The sequence below is a fragment of the Actinomycetes bacterium genome, from assembly GCA_035489715.1.
GTDB lineage: Bacteria > Actinomycetota > Actinomycetes > JACCUZ01 > JACCUZ01 > DATHAP01.
Genome location: DATHAP010000050.1, coordinates 1 through 22233, shown reverse-complemented (window position 1 = coordinate 22233; position 22233 = coordinate 1). Strand labels below are relative to the sequence as shown.

The window sequence follows — 22233 nt, the reverse complement described above, 5'->3', positions numbered from 1 at the left end:
TCAGCGCACCTCCTGGGTCGCGTCCGTGCTCGCGCCCGGCCCGGCGGCCGACGCCGCGGGCGGCCGCCACTCGTCGCCCAGGTAGGCGTCGAGCACCACCGGGTCCTCGCGGATGGTCTGCGGCGGCCCCTCGGCGATCGCCTTGCCACGCGCGAAGACCACGACCGGGTCGCACAGCTCGAGGACCATCGGGATGTTGTGCTCGACGACGAGGAACGTCACTCCCTGCCGGTTGAGGTCGCGCACGATCTCGACGATGCGGCCGACCAGTGACGGGTTGACGCCGCCTGCGGGCTCGTCGAGGAGCACCAGCCGTGGCTCGAGCATCAGCACCTGGGCGAGCTCGACGAGCTTCTGCTGGCCGTACGACAGAGAGCCGGCCGGCTGCGAGACGAACCGCGCCATCCCGACGAACTCGAGCAGCTCGCGGGCCCGGTCCGCCTCGTGCCCGGCGACGGACGGCTTGAGCATCGTGGACCACCGCGCGTCGGGCAGTGGCGCGACCATGTTCTCCAGCACGGACATGCTCGTGAAGAGACGCGTGGTCTGGAAGGTCCGGGCCAGCCCGAGGTGGCCGCGCTGCCACGGGTGCATCCGGTCGATGCGGGTGCCGTCCAGCCAGACCTCCCCCGCGTCGGCCTTCATCGCGCCGGTCACCAGGTTGAACAGCGTCGTCTTGCCGGAGCCGTTCGGCCCGATCAGCGCGGTGATGCTGCCGGCCGCGACCGTGAGGTCCGCACCGTCCACCGCGGTGATGCCGCCGAAGGCCTTGGCGGCACCTTTGACCTCGAGCATCGGAAGGGCGGCCGGTGCCCCTGCCTCGACCGCGTCGGAGACCACCACCGATGCCAGCGCCCGGTCGCGCACCTGCAGCGTGCCGGCGCCGAGCGCCCCGGCCTGGTCCTGGTACTCGGTGCCGGTGGTGTGCCGACGGCGCCACCAGCCGTCGAGGGTCGGCAGCAGCCCGGCCGGGAGGAAGAGGACGATGAGCATGAGGGCGACGCCGAAGAGCAGCACCCTCGAGCTGCTGCCGCCGTAGACCGTCGCCATCTCCTGGCCGATGCCCACGATGAACGCGCCGACCACCGGGCCGTAGAGCGTGCCCCGGCCACCGGCCATCGCGGCAAGCACGATCGTCACCGAGCCGAGGATGGTGAAGGCGCCCACCGGGTTGAGGAAGGTCAGGAAGTAGGCGTAGACGCCACCGGCGACTCCGATGAAGAAGGCGGACGCGGCGAAGGCCGTCACCTTGTAGCGCGTGGTGTTGACGCCGACCGCAGCCGCCTTGCCCTCGTCCTCGCGGATGGCCACCAGCCCGGTGCCGAGCTTGGTCCGTCGGATCAGTGCGCTGAAGAGGACGGTGAGGAAGAAGAGGCCGAGGAACAGGTAGTAGAAGGGCATGTTCTGGATGTCGCGCGACCACGGCGGCAGGTCGAGCGTGATGCCGTCCGATCCGTTGGTGAGGCTGCGCCAGTTGACCGCGATGATCTGCGCCGAGAGCAGCAGGGCGATGGTGATGATGACGAAGGCGTGGCCGCGGGTGCGCAGCACGACCAGGCCGAGCAGGGTCGCCGTGACCACCGCGACGACGCCGCCGATCGGCGCCATCCACAAGGGGTTGACCCCGGACCGCTCCGCGAGGATCGCGGCGGTGTAGGACCCGATGCCCAGGAAGGCCGAGTGGCCGAGGGAGACATAGCCGGCGTAGCCGCTGATGATGTTCCAGCTCACCGCCTGCACTCCCAGCAGGAACGTGATGCACAGCACGGTCTGGTAGTAGGTGTCGTAGGGCCGGAACGCCGGGTAGAGCACCAGCACCAGGAACGCCAGCAGGGCCACGGCGTGGCCCTTCGGCAGGCGGTCGACGAGGCGCCGCTTCGGATCGGTCACGCGGCGACGTCCTCGCGCAGCCGGGTGCCGTAGAGGCCCTGCGGCCGGAAGAGCAGCACGGCGAGGATCACCAGGTAGAAGACGAGCGTCGCCCAGCGCAGCGAGCCGTACGTCGCGGTCAGCGTCTCGGCCAGGCCGAGCACCAGGGCGCCGACGAGCGCGCCGGGCAGGGAGCCCAGGCCGCCGAGCACGATGATGCCGAGCAGCCGCGAGATCCAGTCGTAGTGCGACGCCGGGAAGAACGGGTAGAGCACCGACAGGATGGACCCGCCGACACCGGCGGTCGAGGAGCCGAGGGCGAAGGCCAGGGCTGCGGTCGAGGTGGCACCGATCCCGACCAGGGCAGCCCCCGAGGGGTTCTGCGACGAGGCCCTGATCGCCCGGCCGGTCCAGGTGCGGGTCAGCACGACGTACAGCGCGGCGAGGACGAGCACGGCGGCGAGGAAGCCGTAGACCTGTGCCTTCGGGAAGGAGAGCGAACCGATCCGGAACGACTCCTCGAAGTAGCTCGGCGTCGCCGACTTGAACTTGTTGCCGGCCGTGATGTTGAGGATGCCCTCGATGGTCAGGGCCAGCCCGAAGGTGAGCAGCACCGACATCGACGGCGACCAGCCGCGGATCCGCACCATCACGGTGCGGTAGAGCACCCAGCCGAAGCCGAACATCAACGGCGTGGTGACGACCGAGGCGAGGATCGGGTCGATGCCGGTCTCGCGCCACAGCCACCAGGTGAAGAAGGCCACCATCACCAGGAAGGCGCCCTGGGCAACGTTGATGATGTTCATGACGCCGAAGATCAGCGTCAGGCCCGATGCCATCAGCGCGTAGACACCGCCGATCAGCAGGCCCAGGACCACCGCTTGCACCAGCTCGGTCACTCGGTCTCCTCAGGCCTTCGGCACCGTACTGGATTGTTGGGCCTGGTGGGGGCGGGACGACGTCGAGGTCAGGATCCCGCCCCCACCAGAGTCACTGCCAGTCCGGCTTCGGGTAGACGATCGTGTCGGTCGTCGCCACGTCGGGCGGGCCGACCACCTCGACCGTGCCGGACTGCCACTGCGCGAGGATGAAGTCGCCCTGCGGCTCACCCTTCTCGTTCCACGAGAGCGGGCCGAGGATGGTCTCGACCTCGTTCTCGTGCAGGTAGTCCTTGATCGCCGCCTGGTCGATCTCGCCGACCTCCTCGACGGCCTTCTGCAGGACCTGCGCGGCGGCGAACGCGTCGGCCGCGTCCTCGGCCGGGGCCGCGCCGTCGTAGGCGTCGCCGTAGGCCGCGACGAACTCCTTGTTCAGCGGCGTGGTCGCGCTCTCGTTCCACGACACCGTGTAGAAGACGCCCTCGGTGTTGGCCTCGCCGACACCATCGCTGTACTGGCCGGCGTTGCTCGGGGCCGAGGTCTGGAAGAGCACCTTCGGGTTGTAGTCCAGCTGCTTGAGCGACCGCACCAGCCCGACGCCGTCCTCGAAGACCGCGCCCTGTGCGATCAGGTCGGGCTTCTTGTTCTTCAGCGTGTTGGCGATGGTCTGGAAGTTGGTGGTGTCGGCCGGGTAGACGGAGGAGTAGACCGTCTTCACGCCGATGCCCTCGAGCTGCTCCTGCATCGACTCGATGACTGGGCGGGTGAACGGGTCGTCCTGCGTCGGGTAGGCCGCCGTCTTGGGCCGGTCTCCCTCGGGGAGGGACGTGATCCAGTCGACGAAGACGTCGGCCTGGTGCGGGGCGGTCGCCGGCTGGGCGAAGAAGAGGTACTCGAAGCCGCGGCTGAACATGTCCGGGGCGCCGCCCGCCGGCTCGACGTAGACGTAGCCCTGCTTCTCGGCCACTGCCGACGCCGGGAAGTTGAGCAACGAGGAGAAGGTGCCGAGCACCAGGTCGACCTTGTCCTGGGTGATGAGCTTGGTGTAGTCGGACACGACGGTGTCCTGGTTGCTCGCGTCGTCGACGATCTTGAGCTTCACGTCGCGGCCGAGGATGCCGCCGTCCTCGTTGACCATGTCGCGCCAGACCTCGTACCCGCGCTTCGCCTCGCCGCCGGGCTGCGAGAAGTCGCCGGTGAGGGGCAGCGAGATGCCGATCGTGATCGGCTCGTCGGAGCCGCCGCCGTCGCCCTCCGATCCGGAGTCGTTGGGGTTGTCCTGCTGGCACCCGGTGACGAGCAGGGCCGCGACGGCGAGGCCGGCGGCGACCCTCCCGGCGCGGGGGAAGCGGCGGACGAGGGCGGTTCCACGGACGGACATGCGCACTCCAGGGGGTCCGGCACGGACGTCGCAATCGATTGCGACACCGGCATCATCGGAGCGCCGCCGGACGTGTGTCAAGCAGGTGAACGGACTTTCACCGGCTCGACCACAAACGATTGCGGATAGGCTCCGGAGCGTGACGGCCGTCGACCGGAACCCGCCGGGGACCCGGCGGCTGCTCCGGCTGACCGCGATGGTCAGCACGCTGGACCGGTTCGCGATGTCGCCGATGCTGCTCGCGATCGCGGCCGACCTCGAGGTGCCGCTGGGCCAGGTCGTGACGGCCGCCGGCGTCTACTTCCTGGCGTACGGCGTCATGCAGCCGGTCTGGGGCCTGTTGTCCGACCGCCTCGGGCTCGTGCGCACCCTGCGGCTCACCCTGGCCGTCGGCGCGGCGGTCACCGCGGCGTCGGCCCTGGCCGGGACGGTGCTCGCGCTCGCGGTGGCCCGTGGGCTGGCCGGCTCGTTCTTCAGCGCGGCCATCCCGGGGACGCTGGTCTACGTCGGCGACACCGTCGCGCCGGCCGGGCGTCAGCGCGACGTCACAGACCTGATGGTCGGGGTCGCGGTCGGGACCGGCATCGCAGCGGCCGGCGCCGGGCTGGTGGCCGACCGGCTCTCGTGGCGGCTGGTCTTCGTCCTCACCGGTCTCGCCGCAGCGGTGCTGGCGGTCGTGCTCGGGCGGCTGGCCGAGCCATCGGTGCGGCGGGAGCCGACGACCCTGCTCGGCCCGCTGCGCGCTGTCGTGCGGCACGGGCCGGCCCGGCTGGTGCTCGCCCTCGCCCTCGCCGAGGGCGTCGTGCTGCTCGGCCTACTGACTCTGCTGCCCACGTCGATCGAGCACAGCGGCGCCAGCGCGTCGGTCGCCGGCGTCGTCACCGCGTCGTTCGCCCTGGCGGTCCTGGTCGGCGCGCAGGTCATCGGCCGCCTCTCGCGCCGGGTGCCGGCGGCCTGGCTGATCGGCGTCGGGGCGGGTCTCGCCCTGCTGGCCTGCCTCGTCGCGGCTGCCTCCGGCTCGGTGCCGGCCGGGGTGCTCGTCGCCCTGCTGCTCGGCGTGGCCTGGTCGTCGATGCACTCGACGGTGCAGACGTGGGCGACCCTGGTGTACCCGGAGCAGCGGGCCGCCACCGTGTCGCTTTTCGCCGGGTCGCTCTTCGCCGGCAGCGCCCTGGGCGCTCTCCTGCTCGGCGGACTGGCCGAGGACGGGCGCTTCGGCCTGGCGTTCCTGCTCATCGGCGCGGTGGCGGTGCCCCTCGGGGTCGCCGGGTCGCTCGGCCGGGCGCGGTGGGAGACGGCGCGATGACTCGCGAGACGCCTGACGACGTACGGCCTGCGCGCGGTCGACGGGCACTAGGGTGACCGCCGTGCGGACACCGACGCTCCGCGACGTCGCACAGCAGGCCGGCGTCCACCCGGCGACGGCGTCGCGCGCGCTCAACCCGCGAACCCGCGGCCTGGTCAACGAGGAGACCGCCAGCCGGGTCATCAAGGTGGCGGAGGAGCTGGGCTACCGCCCCAACCCGATCGCGCGCAGCCTCAAGACCGCCCGCTCCGGCACGGTCGGCCTCGTCATCCCGGACCTGACCAACCCGCTCTTCCCGCCCATCGTCCGCGGCATCGAGGACGTGCTGGGGCCGGGGGGCTACAGCGCATGGATCGTCAACACCGACAACGACCCGGAGCGTGAACGGTCGCAGATCGACTCGCTGCGGTCGCGGCACGTCGAGGGCCTCATCGTCGCGACGGCGCGGCTCCAGCACGCGCTGCTGGACGAGCTGCACGAGCAGGGTGTGCCGATGGTGCTGATCAACCGGCGGCTGCAGCGCAACGACGTGCCGTCGGTGACGCCCGACGACGCCGCGGGTGCATCGATGGCCGTCGAGCACCTGGTGTCGCTGGGCCACACCCGCATCGCGCACATCGCCGGCCCGCAGGACACCTCCACCGGGCTGGTGCGCACCCGCGGCTACCGCGACGCTCTCCACGACCACGGGCTCGACGACGACCCCTCGCTGGTCGCGACCTGCTCCTACTGGACCGAGGCCGAGGGAGCCCGGGCGCTCCGCGAGCTGCTCGACTCGGGAGCGTCGTTCAGCGCCGTCCTCGCGGGCAACGACCTGCTCGCGCTCGGCTGCTACGACGTGCTCGAGGAGCGCAAGCTGGCCTGCCCCGGCGACCTGTCCGTGATGGGCTTCAACGACATGCCGTTCATCGACAAGCTGCGGCCACCGTTGACGTCGGTCCGGGTGCCGCACTACCAGGTCGGGGCGGAGGCAGCCCGGATGCTCATCGAGACGCTGCAGGACCCGACCCGGCACCCGCGCTCGGTGCTGTTGCCGCTCACCATGAAGACGCGCCAGTCCACCGCACCCCCGCGACCTGCCGCCTGACCGCACGCGGAGGGGTCAGCGGGTCTTGACCTCGGTGCGGTCCTCGGCTTCCGACATCTTCTTGGCGTCCCGCGGCGGCAGCTGGATCGTCCGCTCGGCCTCGGTCATGCCGGCTTCGAGCTCACGACCGCGCTCCAGCTCCGCGTTGAGCTCGGCACCGAAGAGCACCGCGAGGTTCGAGATCCAGAGCCACACGAGGGCCACGACCACGGCGGCGAGGGAGCCGTAGGTCTTGCTGTACGACGCGAAGGTCGCGACGTAGAAGGCGAACAGGGCGGAGGCGACGATCCACGTCACCAAGGCCACGATGCCGCCGATGGTGAACCACTTGAACTTGGGCTGCTCGACGTTGGGCATCGCGAAGTAGAGCAGCGAGAAGACGAACGAGACGACGAGCGCCATCACGGGCCACTTGGCGATGTCCCACGCGGTCAGCGCGGCGCTCCCGATCCCCACCGCGTCGCCGATCGCCTGCGTCACGGGCCCGGTCACGACCAGGGCCAGCGCGACCGCCGCCAGCAGGATCACGCAGACCATCGTCACCAACAGCTGCAACGGGCGCAGCTTGTAGAACGGCCGGCCCTCCTCGACCTCGTAGATCGCGTTCGCGGCCCGGCCGAACGCCCCCACGTAGCCGGAGGCCGACCAGAGCGCGGTGGCCAGGCCGATCACCAGCGCTAACCCGGCTTGGGACGGACGGGACGCGATCTGCTCGATCGGGCCGGCGAACGTCTCGGTCGCCGAGGACGGCCCCAGGGTGTCGACGATCTGCAGCAGCTGGTCGGTGGTCTTCTTCGGGTCGCCGACGAGTCCGATGATGGACAGCAGCGCGATCGCCGCGGGGAAGACGGCGAGCACGCCGTAGTAGGTCAGCGCCGCCGCCCAGTCCGTGCAGTTGTCGTCCTTGAACTCGAGCACGGTGCGCTTGAGGACCCCCAGCCAGGACCGCTTGCCGAGGTCGGAGGGGGCGTCCGGCTTGCGCCGGTCGTCGGGGTCGGGGTAGGAGCGGGACGAGCTCGTCGAGTCCGGCATGGTCGGCTCCGGTGTTGGTCGAGGTCGGTGTCCGAGCGCAGGCGACCGAGACCGGGACGGTCCGGCGGTCAGCCGGGCAGTCTCACCGGACGTAGGCGGTCCAAACGAGCCGGCGCCTGCTGCTCTCGGGCGTGACGCAGGCCACTTGAGAACGCATCGCCCCAGGTGGTTTCGGTGCTCCACAGGCGGCAACCGGCTGGGTCAGCGAACGCGCCCACCGTGGGCGCCGACCGAGAGGAGATCGCTGATGACGACCGATCAGTACGGTGGCTACCAGCCTCCTACGGGGGGCCCCACCGAGCCCTATACGTACGAGGCGTCGGGCGAGCAGTCCACCACCGACCAGGCCAAGCAGCAGGCGGGCAACGTCGCGTCGACAGCCACCGACCAGGCCAAGAACGTCACCGGCGAGGCCAAGACCCAGGCGCGCAACCTGCTGCACGAGACCCAGGGTCAGGTGCGCGAACAGGCCGGTCAGCAGAAGCAGAAGGCGTCGGGCGGGCTGCGCAGCCTCTCCGACGAGCTGCGCAGCGTGGCCGACGGCACGGGGACCACGCAGGGGGGCATGGTCAACGACCTCGCCCGCCAGGCCTCGGAGAAGGCGCAGGAGCTGGCCAGCTGGATCGACTCCCGCGAGCCCGGCGACCTGGTCAACGAGGTGCGCGACTTCGCGCGCCGCAAGCCAGGCACCTTCATGCTCGGTGCTGCAGTCGCCGGCGTCCTCGCCGGCCGGCTGACCCGCAGCGCGGTCGACGTGAAGCGCGACCAGAGCGGCACCGGTGACTACGCGGGCAGCACCTACGGCGGCACCACCCCGTCGACCGGTTCGCAGTGGGCCGCCAGCGGCACCGACGACCCGCTGACCCGCGAGGCCGTCGTCGTCGAGGAGGTCGACGTGGTCGCGGTGGAGGACCCCTACGCGACGACGGCTGGCCGTCACACGGGCGGTGACGTCCGGTGAGCCAGACGAGTACCCCCGGCATGTCCGGCACGGACTCACCCCGTGTCGTGCACGCCGCCGACGATGACGTCTCGCAGCGGTCGGTCGGCTCGCTGATCAGCGAGGTGACGACCGATCTCTCGACGCTGATGCGTCAGGAGCTGGACCTCGCCAAGGCGGAGATGAAGGAAGAGGCGGCCAAGACCGGCAAGGCGGCGGGGATGATGGGCGGCGCCGCTCTGGCCGGCTACATGGTCGCCCTGTTCGTCTCGATCGCGGCCTGGTGGGCGCTGTCGAACGGCATGGACGAGGCCTGGGCGGCGCTGATCGTCGCCGCCGTGTGGGCGGTCGTCGGCGCCATCCTCTTCGTCAGCGGCCGCAAGAAGCTGCGCGAGGTGCGACCGAAGCCCGAGCGCACGGTCGACACCCTCAAGGAAGTTCCCGACGCCCTCAAGGGCCGAGCCCACGCAACGGAGGCAACCCGATGACCACGCAGACCCCCGAAGAGATCCGTCGCGACATCGAGCGCACCCGGTACGAGCTCGCGTCCGACGTCGACACCCTGCACGAGAAGGTCAGCCCGTCGGCCATCGCGTCTCGCCGTACCCAGGCCACCAAGAGCCGGCTCAGCGGAATCAAGGACAAGGTGATGGGCAACACACACGGCGCCACCAGCAGCGTCACGTCGACCGGGTCGGACGTCGCCGGCTCGGTGAAGCAGGCTCCTACGGCCGTCCGTCAGCAGACGCAAGGGAACCCGCTGGCCGCGGGTCTCATCGCGTTCGGCGCCGGCTGGCTCATCTCGTCCCTGCTCCCCTCGAGCGAGAAGGAGCAGCAGGTGGCCATGACCGCGAAGGACCAGGTGCAGGAGCACTCCGACACCCTGACGGCTCCGCTCAAGGAGGCGGCACAGGGCGCCAAGGAGAACCTCCAGCCGAAGGCCCAGGAAGCGGCCGAGTCGGTCAAGTCGACCGCGACCGACGCAGCGGGCACCGTCAAGGGCGAGGCCAAGAGCGCCAAGGGCAACGTCTCCGGCAGCACCGGCAGCACCGGCAGCACCGGCAGCACCGGCAGCACGTCAAGCTACTGACCGGACGCGGCACACAGCCGCGCTGCTGAGCACCGAAGGCCCCGGCGGGTGTCCCCCACCGGGGCCTTCGGCATGTCCGGACGATCGACAGGTCGGGCGGTCAACGCAGGCGGATCACCCGCGGGTCGGAGCGCACGCCGCCGCTGACCACGACGACCTTGGTCCTGGACCGCACGGTCCAGCGCAGGGTTGCGGTCCCGGCAGCGGACACCTCGGGCCGTCGGGTGACGGTGGCCCCCTTGGCGGGGTCGATCGTCACGACCGGCCGCTCCCCCGGCAGCAGGCCGCGCAGCGTGACCGTCACCGTGGTGCCCTTGCGCACCTCGGCCGGTGCGCTGACCGACGGGTAGGCCGGGACGGTCACCGAGGTCGTCGCCCACGGCGACCGCGCCACCGGGTTGACCGCGCGGACCTTGACCGCGCGCTGGCCCGGGACGACACCGGTGACCTCGAGCGAGGTCGCGTCCGGCGCCACGTCGATCTTGCGGCCGGCGACCTCGACGACCTGCTTGACGAGGTACGTCCCGCCGGTGTCCGTGGACGGCACCCACGACACGGTCACCTTGCCGCGGCCGGTCGAGGTGGCCGTGACGCCGGTGGCCGGCTGCGGCGGGAAGGCCGCGGTCACGCGCACAGGTGCCGACGCCCCGCCCTCGGCCACGATGCGGTAGTCCGCGGTCGTCGCCGGGGCGACCGGCAGGTCGATGGTGCCGGCGGCCGTCGCCGCACCCTCGGCGACGGGGGTCCACCCGACGGCGCCGACCGGCAGCTGCTCGAGGGTGGCCGACTCGCCGGGAGTCAGCCCGGTGGCCCGGACGATCGTCCGGCTGCCCGACAGCACGATGTCGGCGCTGGGCACCGCCGCGGGGGTGACCGACCCGAAGTCGGTGCGCGAGCCACCGCCGAACGCGTCCAGGTTGACGGTGCCGCGACCGGTCGGAGAAGTCAGCGCGACCGACGCGGCCGTCTGGCTGACCGACGCCGACGCGGACACCGCGGAGGCCGGCACGCCGTCCGCCCGCGGGGCGATGACGGTGAGCCAGGACAGCTCCGTGCCCTTCTGGGTCGCCCGCAGCGACGGCGACGGCGAGAGCTCGCCGTACGCGATGCTGTTCCAGCCGCGCAGCGGGCTCTTCTGCCCCTTGGCCACGTCGAGCGGTGCGCCACCCGAGGTGAAGAGCACCGACACGTTGGCCCCCGGACCGCTGGTGTGGGCGACGTCGCCGCTCAGATCGACGGCTCGGTCCCGGCCCAGGCCCCACTGCTGGCTGGCCGTCACCGACTTCGACGGGGACGACAGCCGGTCCCAGACGACGAGCGTGTCGTCGGCCCGGTCGTAGGCGACGGTCCGGGTCAGCGTGACGCCCGAGTAGCCACGGTCGACGACCGTCGTGATGTCGAGCCCGTTGACGGCCGCCGTTGTCATCTCCGGACGCACCCGGGTGCGCTGGACGCCATTGACGAGCACGGCGTTGTGCGCAGCACGCGAGACGACGAAGCTGCGCGTCGTGCCGTAGGTGTAGCGCCACTTGCCGGTGTCCAGCAGCAGCGGCGACCCGTGCGCGTAGAGCGTCACCGCGCCCGAGTCGTCGTGGGCGTGCGGCGTGGCTCGCCCGCCGCGCACGCTGTAGAAGGTCTCGTCGGCCAGCGGGCGCGTGGTACCCCAGCCGGAGCGGCCGAACACGTAGCCGCCGGCGTAGGCCGCGAACGTCGACGTCGGCGCGGTCCCGGACGCACCGCCGGTGGCCGCGTACTCGGCCGCCGTCCCGGCCCAGCGCGACGCGACCAGGGCCGCCGGGGTGGTGTCGCCGAGCGCCTCGATCTTGCCGTCCGGGCGGGTCGCCTGGGCGATGAAGGACGGCATGGCGGTGTAGCGCATCAGGTCGGCCGGCACCTGGTCACCGCCGCGCCGCAGCCGCTCGGCGGCCTGGCCGAACCACCGGTAGTCGTTGACGGCGTACTCCAGCGCTCCTTCCTCGTCCGAGCCGTCGGCCTGGATCAGCTTCACCGCGAGCGAGGACTCACGGCTGATGGCGGTGGCGCGCCACGTCGGCCGCTTCATCGTCTCGCCGAGGGCGTAGAGGCCCATCGACTGGTGCAGCGACGCGTTGTTGACGCCCTCGTAGCGGCGCGGGTCTGACATCACCTGGCCGTGCCGCACCAGGCCTCGCAACAGCCACTGCTGACCGCCGCGCGGACCGGCCGCAGCGCACACCAGGACCTGCGCCCGGAAGCCCTCGTAGATGGGCGGCCCCCATGCGTAGCGGCTGGTCGGTCCCCCAGGCGGGTTGTCGTCAAGCCAGTCCTTGATCAGGAAGTAGAACCGGTCGACCATCGCGGTGTCACCGCTGCGCACGCCGTAGCGCAGCAGCGGGAGCAGGTAGTGCAGCGAGTGCATGTGGCCCTTGCCGCTGCTGTCGAGCGTGGAGACCGGCTTCCACGACGGATTGGCGGCGAGGTGGAACCAGCCGTACTCGTCGAGGTCGGCGCGCCCCGCCATCAGCTCCAGCGCGTCGTGCTTGTCGGTCTTGGCCTTGCGCACGCCGAAGCCCATGTTGCACTGCACTGCCGCGGCATCGGCGTTGCGCGTCAGGTTCGTGGCTGCGAGGTCGACCGGTCGGGCGTGCGCCACCCAGGGCAGCGCGGGAACCAGGGCCGTCGCCAGAGCGGCGGCCAGCACCGCGCCCAGCACCCGTCGGCCGCGTCGAGGAGAGGCGGAGCCGAGGGACGTACGTCGGACGGCTGGTCGTGCAGGTGGTACAGGTAGCACTGGTCTCCCCGAACGGTGGTGCAGCCACCGGACGACCCGGCGGCACCGACGAGTATGCGGGATCGGTGTCGAGCTGTGTCGGGTTCGCGGCGATATGCCGGAGGGTGTGCCGAAGGCCCCCGGCGTGTCGCGACGGCTCGGGTGGGGACACCTTCACCGGCGCGACGTACTGACCGGACTCCCGCCTCACCCCTCTCGCCGGCGCTCGACCTTGTCGGTAGGTGGGGTCAGACTGCGGCCGTGGTCACCGTGGACGACGTCCGGGCGCTCGCATCGACGCTGCCGCGGGCCTACGAGGTGGTCGTCCACGATCGGGTGAAGTTCCGCGTCGGGTCGATGGTCTTCGTGGCCTTCTCCCGCGACGAGACCACGATGGGCGTCGGCTTCCCCAAGGAGGAGCGCGCCGCCACCGTCGCCGCCGAGCCGGACAAGTTCCTGATGCCGCGCGAGTCCGACCTGCGCTTCCACTGGATCGAGGTGCGCACGTCCGCCCTCGACGAGGAGGAGATGCGCGAGCTGGTGTGCTCCGCCTGGCGGATGGTCGTGCCGAAGCGGGTCGCCGCCGCGCGGCTCGGCGACTGAGCACCGGGAGGCGGCCGGCGGGGGCGGCGCCGGTGCCACCTACGGTGGGGTGCATGTACCTGGAGAACCTCGTCACCGACGCCGTCGACCCGCAGCGGCTGGGCCGGTTCTGGGAGACGGCGGTCGGCGGCGAGCGGCTGACCGACGAGCACGCCGGCTTCGAGACGCGGCTCGCCATCGACGGCGGGCCGGTGCTAGACCTGTGCTTCCAGCGCGTCCCCGAGCCCATGACTCAGCCGCCGCGGCTGCACGTGGACCTCCTGGGCGACGCCGACCAGGCCCAGGTGGTCGAGCGGCTGGTCGGGCTGGGCGCGCGACACCTCGACATCGGGCAGGGCGACGTGCCCTGGGTGGTGCTCGCCGACCCGGAGGACAACCCCTTCTGCGTCATGGAGGACCGAGAGGTCTACGCCGACACCGGACCTCTCGCGGCCCTCCCGCTCGACTCCGCCGACCCGGACCGGGACGCGGAGTTCTGGTCCTGGCTGACCGGCTGGACCCAGTTCCCCGGCGTCGCACCCCGGTCGCTGCGCCACCCGTCGATGCGCGGCCCTCTCCTCGAGCTGTGCCCCGAGGCAGCACCCAAGGGAACGACCAAGAACCGGCTGCACCTCGACGTCCGGCTCGAGACCGGTGAGGACGCCGACGAGGTCGAGGCGCGCATCACCGAGCGCGGCGGCGACAGGCTCGACGCGGACTGGGGCACGCTGCCGTGGCGTTCCTACACCGACCCCTCCGGCAACGAGTTCTGCGTCCTCCCTGCCCCGTCGTAAGCGGGGACCGGGGTCGGTGGGCGGTGCATCGCCACACCGCCGACGACGAGGACGACGCCGGCCGTCGGGCTGCCGGTCGCGGCCTGGGTGCGGATCCGGCTCGGGCCGGGCCAGCGCGGCTCAGGTGATGTCGCGTCGGCGGACCAGCCAGGCGGTCCCGAGCACGAACGCCGTCGCCCACGCCGCGAGCAGGACGACCGCCTGCCCGCCGTCGAGAGTCGTCAGCACGCCCGGAGTGCCACCCGGCTCGGACACCGGCATCGCGCCGAGCGCGCCGGCGAGGGAACCGGCGGCGGTGCCGGGCAGCAGGTCCGTCACCCGCTCGATCGGCGACCACAGGGAGCCGACGCCGCGCAGCAGGTTCTCCACCGCGAGCACCCAGACCAGGCCGAGTCCGACGGCGAGCGCGGGGCCGCGCGCGAGGGTGCCGACGAGCACCCCGGCGTACGTCCACGTCAGCATGACCAGGACACCGCCGGCGAACGCCTGTGCCAGGTCACCGGCCGCCGGCCACACCACCGGCTGCGACTCCGTCGTCGCGACGAGCAGCGAGACCCCGGCGTCCAGCGCGAAGAGTGCCGTGACGAGGGCGACGACGAAGACGGTCAGCGCCGCGAACGTCCCGGTCAGCGAGACCATCCGGCCCGGCCCCTGCAGGGCCACGGTCTTGACGGTCCCCCAGCCGTAGCCGCTGCCGGCGGCCAGGGCACCGACGATCAGGACGAGTGCTCCGGCGAACATCGGCATCCCCGAGGTCGCCACCCGCGGGATCGCCTCCGGCAGCATGTCGGCGAGCAGCGAGTCCTTGGAGACGCCCTCGACGATGCCGCCTCCGTCGGCGCCGTCGCCGCTGCGGTAGGACACGTAGGTGAAGACGTAGAGGAACAGCAGGTTCAGGGCGAGCTCCGCACCGACGGTGACCCAGAGCGCCGGCCACCTGCGCAGCCGCAGCAGCTCGGCTCGGGTGCTGCGCAGCACCCCCGTCCCCGTGCCAGGCCTGCCCCGGCGCGTGGGCGCGTGCTCCGGTGCCGGCGGGCCGGTGGTCGTAGTTGTCGTGGTCATCGCAGTGCCTCCTCGGTCGAGGGCTGGTCATGGGTGAGGTCGAGGAAGACCTCCTCGAGCGATCGCTCGCGGGGGGCGAGCTCGCGGAGGTCGGCGCCGGCCGCCACGAGTGCACGGGCCAGCTCCGGTGCTCGTTCGGCGCCGACCTCGAGCTGCACGCCGTCGCCGCGCACGGCCACGTTGTCGTCGCCGGCGATCCGCATCGCGACCGCGAGGGTCACGTCGGCCGGCTCGGCCCGGACGAAGAGCGTCGTCGCGCCGCGCAGGTCCGCGACCGTGGACTCGGCGAGCAGGTGCCCGTGCGACAGCACGGCCACCCGGTCGCACAGCTCCTGGACCTCGTCCAGCGCGTGGCTGGAGAAGAGGACCGTGTGCCCATGGGTCGCGAGCCTGGCAACCAGCCGACGCATGTCGCCGCGTCCCGCCGGGTCGAGCCCGTTCGTCGGCTCGTCCAGCAGGAGGACCTCGGGCCGCCCCAGCAGGGCGGCCGCGACGCCGAGCCGCTGCTTCATGCCCAGCGAGTACGCCTTGAAGGCGTCACCGGCGCGGTCGGCGAGGTCCACGCGGTCCAGCGCCTCGTCGACCTCCCGGCCGGGGAGCCCCCGGTAGCGCGCGAGGACCCGCAGGTTGTCGCGTCCGGACAGGTAGGGATAGAAGCCCGGCCCCTCGATCAGCGCGCCGATCCGGGACGTGACAGCAGGGTCACCGGGCCGGTGCCCGAGGACCGTGGCCGACCCCTCGGTGGGCCGCACGAGGCCGAGCAGCATGCGCAACGTCGTCGTCTTGCCGGCCCCGTTCGGGCCGAGGAAGCCGTAGACCTCCCCGGCCCGGACGGTCAGGCTGACGTCGTCGACGGCCGTGCGCTCGCCGTAGGCCTTGCTCAGGCGCTGTGTGGTGACGACGTCCATGCCGTCCATGCCGTCCATGCCGTCCATGCCGGTCACCTCCCGGTGCTGCGCAGGACGTCGAGGCGCCGCGCGTACTCGGCATCGTCGATCTCGCCTGCGGCGTAGCGCTCAGCGAGCGCCCGCTCGCCCGCGCGAGGCCCGGAGGTCTGCGCGCGGCGCCGGCCGCGGGTCACGAACAGCGTGACCACCGTGGCGAAGAACAGCAGCCACAGCAGCGGGAAGATCGGCCACCAGGCACCGGGGCCGTGCCACTGGTCATGGGCGAGGACCACGGTCTGCATGGTCTGGATCGTCTGGATCGTGTCGAGCGTCATGGTGCTGCCTCTCGGAGATGTCGTCGCCATGGCTGGCCTGACTCCATCCATCCTTCGAGCGAGGGCCTCCCGCGTCGTCAGCGCTGCGCAGGCTCATGCCCTACGCAGGTCTGCGTACGTCGGGTCAACGCTGTGCTGACGACCGCCGCGGCCCGGCGACCTATGGTCGGAGCGTGTTCCCCCCGCGACGACCGCCCGTGTGGGCTGCCGCCGTACCGCTGCTGCTCATCGGCCTGGCCGGCACGGCGCCGGCCGGCGAGGCGCAGGCGCATGCGCCGCGCGATGTGGACGCCCTGGCCTTCGGGCTCGTCCTGCTCGCCGTCGCTGCCGTCGTGCTGCGCCGGCGCTGGCGGTGGGCGGCGGTCGGGCTCAACGCCGGAGCCGTGGCGGCCTACATCTGGCTGGGCTACCCGTTCGGCCCGATCCTGCTGACCGTCCCGGTCCTGACGCTGACCACCGCGGTGCACTGGCCACGCCGACGCGCCGCGGCAGCCCTCACCCTCCAGGTGGTGCTCGTTTTCGGCGCGTCGGCACTGCGGGTGGCGACGCACGACGCTGAGACCTGGCCGGAGCTGTTCCGCGCCTGGACGGTGTGGTCGGCGATCCTGGCGGCGGCCTTCGCCACCGGGTCCGCCGCCCGGGTGCGGGCCGAGTCGTGGCGCGGCGTACGTGCCGAGCAGGCCCGGCGGGCAGCGTCGGAGGAGCAGCTGCGGATGGCGCAGGAGCTGCACGACGTCGTCGGGCACGGCTTGGCCGTCATCGCCATGCAGGCGGGCGTCGCGCTGCACGTGCTCGACCGCGACCCGGGCAAGGCCCGCGAGTCGTTGGAGGCCATCCGGGCGATGAGCCGCGAGTCGCTCGACGGGCTGCGCACCGAGCTGGCCCAGCTGCGGGCCGGTGCAGGAGACGTGCCGGAGCGGCGACCGCTGCCCGGGGTGGCCGACCTGGCGCTCCTGGTGCAGCGGGTGCGCGAGGGCGGCGTCGACGTGCGGCTGGAGGTGACCGGCCCCATGGACGGGCTGCCGACGGACGTGGGCGCCGCGGCGTACCGCATCGTGCAGGAGTCGCTCACGAACGTGCTGCGGCACGCCGGCGCCGACGCGGCGACCGTCGTGGTGCGCGCGGCCGACGCGCAGCTCGAGGTGGAGGTCGTCGACCGGGGCAGCGGCGGAGCACCCGGCGCGGACGGCAGCGGGATCCGCGGGATGCGCGAGCGGGCCACCTCCCTCGACGGGACCCTGGAGGCCGGCCCGGCCTCCGGTGGCGGCTTCCGGGTCCGGGCCGTGCTGCCGCTCTCCTCCGCGACGACGGAGCCGGTGGCGTGAGCGACCACGGGGCGGTGCGCGTCGTCGTCGTGGACGACCAGGCGCTGGTGCGGATGGGCCTGCGCACCCTGCTCGGGTCGGAGGACGGGCTGGAGCTGGTCGGCGAGGCGGCCGACGGCGTGGCCGGGCTGGCCCTGGTGCGCGAGACGGTGCCCGACGTCGCGCTGCTCGACATCCGGATGCCGCGGCTCGACGGGCTCGGGGTGCTGCGGGAGATCAGCGAGGACGAGTCGCTGACCGGCGTGCGGGTGATCGTGCTGACGACCTTCGAGCTCGACGAGTACGTCTTCGAGGCGCTGCGGCACGGTGCCAGCGGCTTCGTCCTCAAGGACTCCGACCCGGCCGAGCTGCTGCAGGCGATCAGGGTCGTGGCCCACGGCGGCTCGCTGCTCTCGCCGACCGTGACCCGGCGGGTGATCGACCGGTTCGCCGGGCCAAGCGCGGTGGCGTCCACCCCGCACCCCGAGCTCGGCCGGCTGACCGATCGCGAGCGCGAGATCGTCGGGTGGGTCGCGACCGGGCGGTCCAACGACGAGATCGCCGCGGAGCTGGTGGTCAGCCCGGACACCGTGCGCACCCACGTCAGCCGGGCGATGCTCAAGCTGCACGCGCGCGACCGGGCGCAGCTGGTCGTCTTCGCGATCCAGTCCGGCGTCACCGGCCCGGACGCAGGCGCGACGCCGCACTAGGGTGCGAGGCCCGCGTCAGTCGCGGCGGGCGAGCTCAGTCGCGGCGGGCGAGCTCACCGCGACATCAGACCTGGTACAACAGGCGCCATGGCCGACACCGAGATCGCGGGCATCCCGCTCTTCGCCCAGATGTCGGCGGAGTCCGCCGCGCTGGTGGCCGCCGAGGGGGTGACCGAGGTGCCGGCCGGACAGGTGCTGGCCCAGGCCGGTGACCACGGCCGAGGGATGTTCGTCGTGCTCGACGGATCGGTGGTGGTCGAGCGGGGTGACCTGCACATCGAGATGGGCCGCGGCGAGTTCTTCGGTGAGCTGGCGCTGCTGGTGCCCGACTCACCGCGGATCGCGCGGGTCCGTGCCCTGACCGACTCGCGGATCCTCGCGGTGAGCCGCGAGGCCTTCGACCTTCTGCTCGAGCGGGAGCTGACGTTCACGCGCGAGCTGCTGCGCACGATGGCCGCCCGGCTGGTCGAGGCGCGCACCGGGCGCTGAGCGGGGGTCGCCCTGCACCGGCCAGTGGTAGGGCTGGTCCGGGTCGACGTCAGGGAACAGCCGGCCGTAGTGCTCGGGGTTCTTGCGCCGCAGGGCGGCCTGATGGCTGCGGTGCACCCGCTCGTCACCCAGCCAGGCCGGCAACGCGCCGGCGGCAGCCAGCTCGGCCTCGGTGCGTACCGTCGTCACTCCGGCGTCGGCGAGGTCGGCGGCGATCGAGACCGCGCAGGTGTCCGCGAAGCCGCGGCCCACCCACTCTCGGCAGATCAGGTAGCCGTAGCGGCCGAGCGCCTCGACGCTGCCCTGCCACATCCGGACGGCGGGGTGGTTCTTCCAGCCGTACGTCGCCCAGGTCAGCGCTCGCACCACCTGCAGCGCCTCGACCCGTTGCTTGCCCAGCCGGCGGTCGTCGAGGACGGCGGCCGACCGGGCGAAGCTCGGGTACGGGAGGAACGTCTGCACCTGGTTGCCCTTCCCCGCGCTCAGCAGCGGACACCTGCGCCGGCTCAGCCGAGCGAGGTCACCACCGTCCGAGTCGACGCCGCGCCGACGAGCAGCCAGGAGACGAGCGAGTCGGAGTTCACCATGTCGCCCACCTCGCAGGGTCGCTGCCCCAGATCAGGCTCGGCCGAACCGGCCCGAGCGGGCAGGGACCCTGATGCGCAGCCATGGCGGAGGCGGAGGGATTTGAACCCTCGATGGGGTTGAAGCCCCAAACCGCATTAGCAGTGCGGCGCCATAGACCGGACTAGGCGACGCCTCCCCGCGCCGGTCGCCCGGCGCGCCGCACAGGTTACCCGGCGCGCGTGAGGCCGGGCAAAGCCGTCGCGCCGGCCGCCCGCGACCCGTGGCAGCGACGGTCGCGCACCCTGGTCCACCCGCCGACTGATCGTTTGCGACATCCGCCGTGGCCGACACGCCGGCCGGCCGGCGTGTCGAGGGCCCCGGTGTCGCAAACGATCTCGGGCGGGCCGCCCTCGCGCGATGGGCTGCAACCGGGCCCAGGCCTACCTGATCCGGCGGCCCATGCCGTCCGCCGACCTGGAGGCGCTCCTGCGTGACGACCCGCGCTGGTGATCGCGCAGGTCGATGACCTCTGCGGCCGCCGGGTGGGCGTCACCGACGACGTCGTAGCGGATCCGCTCGGACGGCACGCCGAGCGAGATGAGCCGGTCGAAGGTGGCGCGGGTCATCGGCGGTGAGCCGCAGACGATGACGTCGTGCTCGGTCCACCGGCCCCACCGCGCGACCGCGTCGGCCACCAGACCCTGCTCGCCGGTGAACATGGGGTCCTCCGAGACCACCGGCACCACCGTGAACCATGGGTTGAGCGCCGACATCCGGTGCAGGGCCGCCATGTCGTAGAGCTCGCGGGTGTGCCGCACCCCGAAGAAGAGCGTGAAGTGGCGGCTGGTGTTCCACTTCGTCATGTCGTCGAGCATCGCCTTGATCGGCGCCAACCCTGTCCCGCCCGCGATGGCGAGCACGTCGCGTCGCGAGTCGTGGTCGATGCGCAGGTCGCCCTGCGGGGCGCCGAGGCGGAGCACGTCGCCGACCTGCGCGCGCCACACCAGCGGCCCGCTGACCCACCCGTTGTCGAGGGCGCGGACGTGGAACTCCAGCAGCCCGTCCGGGCTCGGCGCCGTCGCCATGGAGTACGTCCGCCACGACCGTGGCCGGTAGGGCGTCTCGATGCTGGCGAACTGCCCTGCGGTGTAGTCGTAGGGCCGGTCCGGGCGCACGACCAGCACCGCGAGGTCGGGTGCCCGGCGCTCGTGCGCCACGATCTCCCCGCGCCACCAGGCCGGCTCGTGCTCGGCGGCCTCCTGCGCACCGGCCAGCATGGCGCGCGCCATCACGTCGTAGGCGCGGACCCACGCCGAATCCAGCTCCGGCACCCACACGTCCGAGCCGAACGTGCGCAGCGCGGTGATCAGAGCGCGTCCGACGCGGTCGTAGTCCTCAGTGCGCGCACCGAACTTGCGATGGTCGCGCCCGAGGTGGCGCAGCATCACCGACAGCCGCTCGGGCTCGCGTAGGTGGGCGACCACGCCGGTGAGCGCCCGGAAGAACCGCTCGCGCTGGCCCTCCATCGCCACCGGGAACAGCGCCCGCAGGTGTGGCGCCTCGAGGAACAGCGCCGCGTAGAAGTGGCCCATCAGCCGGTCCGCCTGGCCCTCGACGAGCCGCAGCGACTCCTCGAGCATCCCGATCTCGTCGTCGTGCAGCTCGACCTTCGGCAGATCCGCCTCGGGCCGGACCGGGGTGGTGAGCTCGACGGCGGCGGGCTCGACGTCCACCGGCTGGCTCCAGCTCGGCTCGGACCACACCGGCTCGGTCCAGGGCGGCTCGCTCCAGGGGCCGGTGAGGGGGTCGGTGAGGGGGTCCGGCGCCGCGTAGGGGTCGTGGTGCTGCGGCATCCGGTCAGGGTAGCCACCGCTGTCCGGAGTGTCCCATTCCGGGCGTGTCACGCTCTGTCACCCGCCCGGATGGTGCAGCCGGCCCGCCGACCCGCCGATCCACCCCCATGACCTCCACCGGCCTGCCTGCCAGGATCGCCCCCGTGCTCCGCCGCGCCCGCCGCGTCGTCGTTCCCGCAGCCGCCGTGGCCGCACTGGCCGCGTCCACGCTGGCCGCGGGCGGCACGGCCGCGGTCGGCGCCGGACGGACCGTGCCGGGAACCTCCTGCCCGGTCTTCCCCTCGACCAGCGTGTGGCACGCCGACGTGAGCAGGCTGCCGGTGCACGACCGCAGCGCGCAGTGGCTCTCGCACATGTCGACCGACCGCGACCTGCACCCGGACTTCGGGCCGTCCTACGGCGAGCAGCCGGTGCCCTACGGCATCCCGATCACCGTCGTCGGCGGTGACCACCCGAAGGTGCGGGTGCGTTTCGAGTACGCCGCCGAGAGCGACCGGGTCCGCTACCCGCTCGGGAGGGACACTCGCATCGAGGGCGGCCGCGGCTCGGACGGCGACCGGCACGCGATCGTCGTCGACAAGAGCACCTGCAAGCTGTACGAGACGTGGGCCACCCGGAGGAGCTCCACCGGGCACTGGCGGGCCGGGTCCGGTGCCGTCTGGCGCCTCACCAGCAACGCACTACGTCCGGACGGCTTGACGTCAGCCGACGCCGCCGGGCTGCCGATCCTGCCGGGGCTGCTGCGGCTGGGCGAGGTGCGCAACGGTCGGGTCGACCACGCGATCCGCTTCACGACCGACGTGAGTGACCGCAGCCACCTGTGGCCGGCCCGCCACGACGCCGGCTCGGTCAGCAACCCGGCCTACCCGCCCATGGGGGCGTGGTTCCGGCTCGAGGCGTCGTACCCGACGAGCGGCCTGCGCGCCGACACCAAGGTCGTCCTGGCTGCGATGAAGCGGCACGGCCTGGTGCTCGCCGATAACGGGTCCCCCTGGTACTTCCAGGGCACGGCGACGGCCAAGTGGCCGACCGGCCTGCTCGACGAGCTCAAGTCGATCCCGGCCTCCGCGTTCGAGGCCGTCGACACGTCGTCGCTGCGGGTCAGCGCCGGCAGCGGCGTGGCACGCTCCGGCTGACGACGTACGACCGCGACGACCAGCACCTTCTTGCGTAGGAGGCCTCTTCGGCGGGCACGACGGGTTGGTGCGCGCTCACAAGATCGCCGACCTCGGCGGGCTTGCCGGCTGGGTCCTCGACGTCATCGACGCGATGGGCGCCGTCGGCGTTGCCGCGCTCGTGGCACTGGAGAACCTCTTCC

20 protein-coding genes, 1 tRNA gene and 1 pseudogene are annotated in these 22233 nt (G+C 72.4%); 11 read left to right on the top strand and 11 right to left on the bottom strand.

All coding sequences use genetic code 11. The features are described 5' to 3' along the window. The 3 genes from VK640_04490 to VK640_04480 all read right to left on the bottom strand — a co-directional run bounded on the left by VK640_04490 (position 1) and on the right by VK640_04480 (position 4128). On the bottom strand, positions 1-1890 hold the full coding sequence (locus VK640_04490; GenBank protein HTE72442.1) for a branched-chain amino acid ABC transporter ATP-binding protein/permease: 1890 nt from the start codon (positions 1888-1890) through the stop codon (positions 1-3). Then, positions 1887-2768, bottom strand: coding sequence for a branched-chain amino acid ABC transporter permease (locus VK640_04485; GenBank protein ID HTE72441.1), 882 nt, complete (start codon positions 2766-2768; stop codon positions 1887-1889). The genes VK640_04490 and VK640_04485 overlap by 4 nt, the downstream gene beginning before the upstream one ends. A 91-nt stretch (positions 2769-2859) precedes the next feature. Next, positions 2860-4128, bottom strand: a complete 1269-nt coding sequence (locus VK640_04480; GenBank protein ID HTE72440.1) for an amino acid ABC transporter substrate-binding protein — start codon at positions 4126-4128, stop codon at positions 2860-2862. A gap of 139 nt (positions 4129-4267) precedes the next feature. Between VK640_04480 and VK640_04475 the strand changes: the two genes are divergently transcribed. Together VK640_04475 and VK640_04470 are read left to right on the top strand one after the other, a co-directional pair. Then, on the top strand, positions 4268-5434 hold the full coding sequence (locus VK640_04475) for an MFS transporter (protein HTE72439.1): 1167 nt from the start codon (positions 4268-4270) through the stop codon (positions 5432-5434). A 61-nt stretch (positions 5435-5495) separates the two neighbouring features. After that, positions 5496-6521 carry a LacI family DNA-binding transcriptional regulator gene (locus tag VK640_04470; protein HTE72438.1) on the top strand — a complete coding sequence of 342 codons (1026 nt, stop codon included), beginning with the start codon at positions 5496-5498 and terminating at the stop codon, positions 6519-6521. A gap of 15 nt (positions 6522-6536) precedes the next feature. Here the strand turns inward: VK640_04470 and VK640_04465 are convergent, their stop codons facing one another. Further along, positions 6537-7553 (bottom strand): YihY/virulence factor BrkB family protein, encoded by a 1017-nt coding sequence (locus VK640_04465; GenBank protein ID HTE72437.1) that lies wholly within the window; start codon positions 7551-7553, stop codon positions 6537-6539. A 247-nt stretch (positions 7554-7800) separates the two neighbouring features. Between VK640_04465 and VK640_04460 the strand changes: the two genes are divergently transcribed. The 3 genes from VK640_04460 to VK640_04450 are packed head-to-tail and all read left to right on the top strand — an operon-like array spanning position 7801 to position 9583. Further along, entirely contained in the window at positions 7801-8514 is a 714-nt protein-coding gene (locus VK640_04460; GenBank protein ID HTE72436.1) for a hypothetical protein, read from the top strand. A gap of 20 nt (positions 8515-8534) precedes the next feature. Further along, positions 8535-8981 (top strand): phage holin family protein, encoded by a 447-nt coding sequence (locus tag VK640_04455; GenBank protein HTE72435.1) that lies wholly within the window; start codon positions 8535-8537, stop codon positions 8979-8981. Next, the gene (locus tag VK640_04450) at positions 8978-9583 is read left to right on the top strand and encodes a DUF3618 domain-containing protein (GenBank protein ID HTE72434.1); all 606 of its coding nucleotides are present in this window, start codon (positions 8978-8980) and stop codon (positions 9581-9583) included. The genes VK640_04455 and VK640_04450 overlap by 4 nt, the downstream gene beginning before the upstream one ends. 100 nt (positions 9584-9683) lie before the next feature. Here the strand turns inward: VK640_04450 and VK640_04445 are convergent, their stop codons facing one another. Beyond that, complete coding sequence (locus VK640_04445) at positions 9684-12275, bottom strand: heparinase II/III family protein (GenBank protein HTE72433.1); 2592 nt, start codon at positions 12273-12275, stop codon at positions 9684-9686. A gap of 318 nt (positions 12276-12593) precedes the next feature. Between VK640_04445 and VK640_04440 the strand changes: the two genes are divergently transcribed. Further along, positions 12594-12935, top strand: a complete 342-nt coding sequence (locus tag VK640_04440; GenBank protein HTE72432.1) for an MmcQ/YjbR family DNA-binding protein — start codon at positions 12594-12596, stop codon at positions 12933-12935. Between the two features lie 53 nt (positions 12936-12988). Next, a complete protein-coding gene (locus tag VK640_04435) occupies positions 12989-13708 on the top strand; it encodes a VOC family protein (protein ID HTE72431.1) in 720 nt (239 codons plus the stop codon). 120 nt (positions 13709-13828) lie between these two features. Here VK640_04435 and VK640_04430 read toward each other — a convergent pair whose 3' ends face one another. From VK640_04430 to VK640_04420, 3 genes are read right to left on the bottom strand one after another with little or no spacing between them, the layout of a single operon-like run. Then, the gene (locus VK640_04430) at positions 13829-14770 is read right to left on the bottom strand and encodes an ABC transporter permease (GenBank protein HTE72430.1); all 942 of its coding nucleotides are present in this window, start codon (positions 14768-14770) and stop codon (positions 13829-13831) included. After that, positions 14767-15705 (bottom strand): ABC transporter ATP-binding protein, encoded by a 939-nt coding sequence (locus tag VK640_04425; protein HTE72429.1) that lies wholly within the window; start codon positions 15703-15705, stop codon positions 14767-14769. Before VK640_04425 ends, VK640_04430 begins: the two co-directional genes overlap by 4 nt. Before the next feature lie 5 nt (positions 15706-15710). Continuing rightward, positions 15711-15992 carry an SHOCT domain-containing protein gene (locus VK640_04420; protein HTE72428.1) on the bottom strand — a complete coding sequence of 94 codons (282 nt, stop codon included), beginning with the start codon at positions 15990-15992 and terminating at the stop codon, positions 15711-15713. 173 nt (positions 15993-16165) lie between these two features. Between VK640_04420 and VK640_04415 the strand changes: the two genes are divergently transcribed. The 3 genes and pseudogenes from VK640_04415 to VK640_04405 all read left to right on the top strand — a co-directional run bounded on the left by VK640_04415 (position 16166) and on the right by VK640_04405 (position 18363). After that, on the top strand, positions 16166-17317 hold the full coding sequence (locus VK640_04415; protein HTE72427.1) for a sensor histidine kinase: 1152 nt from the start codon (positions 16166-16168) through the stop codon (positions 17315-17317). After that, a complete protein-coding gene (locus VK640_04410; GenBank protein ID HTE72426.1) occupies positions 17314-18006 on the top strand; it encodes a response regulator transcription factor in 693 nt (230 codons plus the stop codon). Before VK640_04415 ends, VK640_04410 begins: the two co-directional genes overlap by 4 nt. Before the next feature lie 87 nt (positions 18007-18093). Then, a pseudogene (locus VK640_04405) lies at positions 18094-18363 on the top strand (cyclic nucleotide-binding domain-containing protein). On the opposite strand, the gene VK640_04400 reads toward VK640_04405, so the two are convergent. The 3 genes from VK640_04400 to VK640_04390 form a co-directional block, all read right to left on the bottom strand. After that, entirely contained in the window at positions 18337-18957 is a 621-nt protein-coding gene (locus VK640_04400; GenBank protein ID HTE72425.1) for an MSMEG_6728 family protein, read from the bottom strand. The pseudogene VK640_04405 and the gene VK640_04400 sit on opposite strands and share 27 nt — an antisense overlap. A gap of 207 nt (positions 18958-19164) precedes the next feature. Further along, positions 19165-19258 (bottom strand) — tRNA-Ser (locus VK640_04395). Between the two features lie 244 nt (positions 19259-19502). Next, positions 19503-20915: a globin domain-containing protein gene (locus tag VK640_04390; GenBank protein ID HTE72424.1), complete on the bottom strand. Its 1413-nt coding sequence runs from the start codon at positions 20913-20915 to the stop codon at positions 19503-19505. A gap of 143 nt (positions 20916-21058) precedes the next feature. Here VK640_04390 and VK640_04385 point away from each other — a divergent pair, with 143 nt between their 5' ends. Beyond that, the gene (locus VK640_04385) at positions 21059-22051 is read left to right on the top strand and encodes a hypothetical protein (GenBank protein ID HTE72423.1); all 993 of its coding nucleotides are present in this window, start codon (positions 21059-21061) and stop codon (positions 22049-22051) included. Positions 22052-22233 lie beyond the last annotated feature (182 nt).

Excerpts from the sequence above, each read along its gene's own strand:
- VK640_04420 (HTE72428.1), bottom strand. The coding sequence starts at position 15,992 with ATGACGCTCGACACGATCCAGACGATCCAGACCATGCAGACCGTGGTC.
- VK640_04430 (HTE72430.1), bottom strand. The coding sequence starts at position 14,770 with ATGACCACGACAACTACGACCACCGGCCCGCCGGCACCGGAGCACGCG.
- VK640_04460 (HTE72436.1), top strand. The coding sequence starts at position 7,801 with ATGACGACCGATCAGTACGGTGGCTACCAGCCTCCTACGGGGGGCCCC.
- VK640_04425 (HTE72429.1), bottom strand. The coding sequence starts at position 15,705 with ATGGACGGCATGGACGGCATGGACGGCATGGACGTCGTCACCACACAG.
- VK640_04480 (HTE72440.1), bottom strand. The coding sequence starts at position 4,128 with ATGTCCGTCCGTGGAACCGCCCTCGTCCGCCGCTTCCCCCGCGCCGGG.
- VK640_04450 (HTE72434.1), top strand. The coding sequence starts at position 8,978 with ATGACCACGCAGACCCCCGAAGAGATCCGTCGCGACATCGAGCGCACC.
- VK640_04390 (HTE72424.1), bottom strand. The coding sequence starts at position 20,915 with ATGCCGCAGCACCACGACCCCTACGCGGCGCCGGACCCCCTCACCGAC.
- VK640_04435 (HTE72431.1), top strand. The coding sequence starts at position 12,989 with ATGTACCTGGAGAACCTCGTCACCGACGCCGTCGACCCGCAGCGGCTG.
- VK640_04465 (HTE72437.1), bottom strand. The coding sequence starts at position 7,553 with ATGCCGGACTCGACGAGCTCGTCCCGCTCCTACCCCGACCCCGACGAC.
- VK640_04455 (HTE72435.1), top strand. The coding sequence starts at position 8,535 with ATGTCCGGCACGGACTCACCCCGTGTCGTGCACGCCGCCGACGATGAC.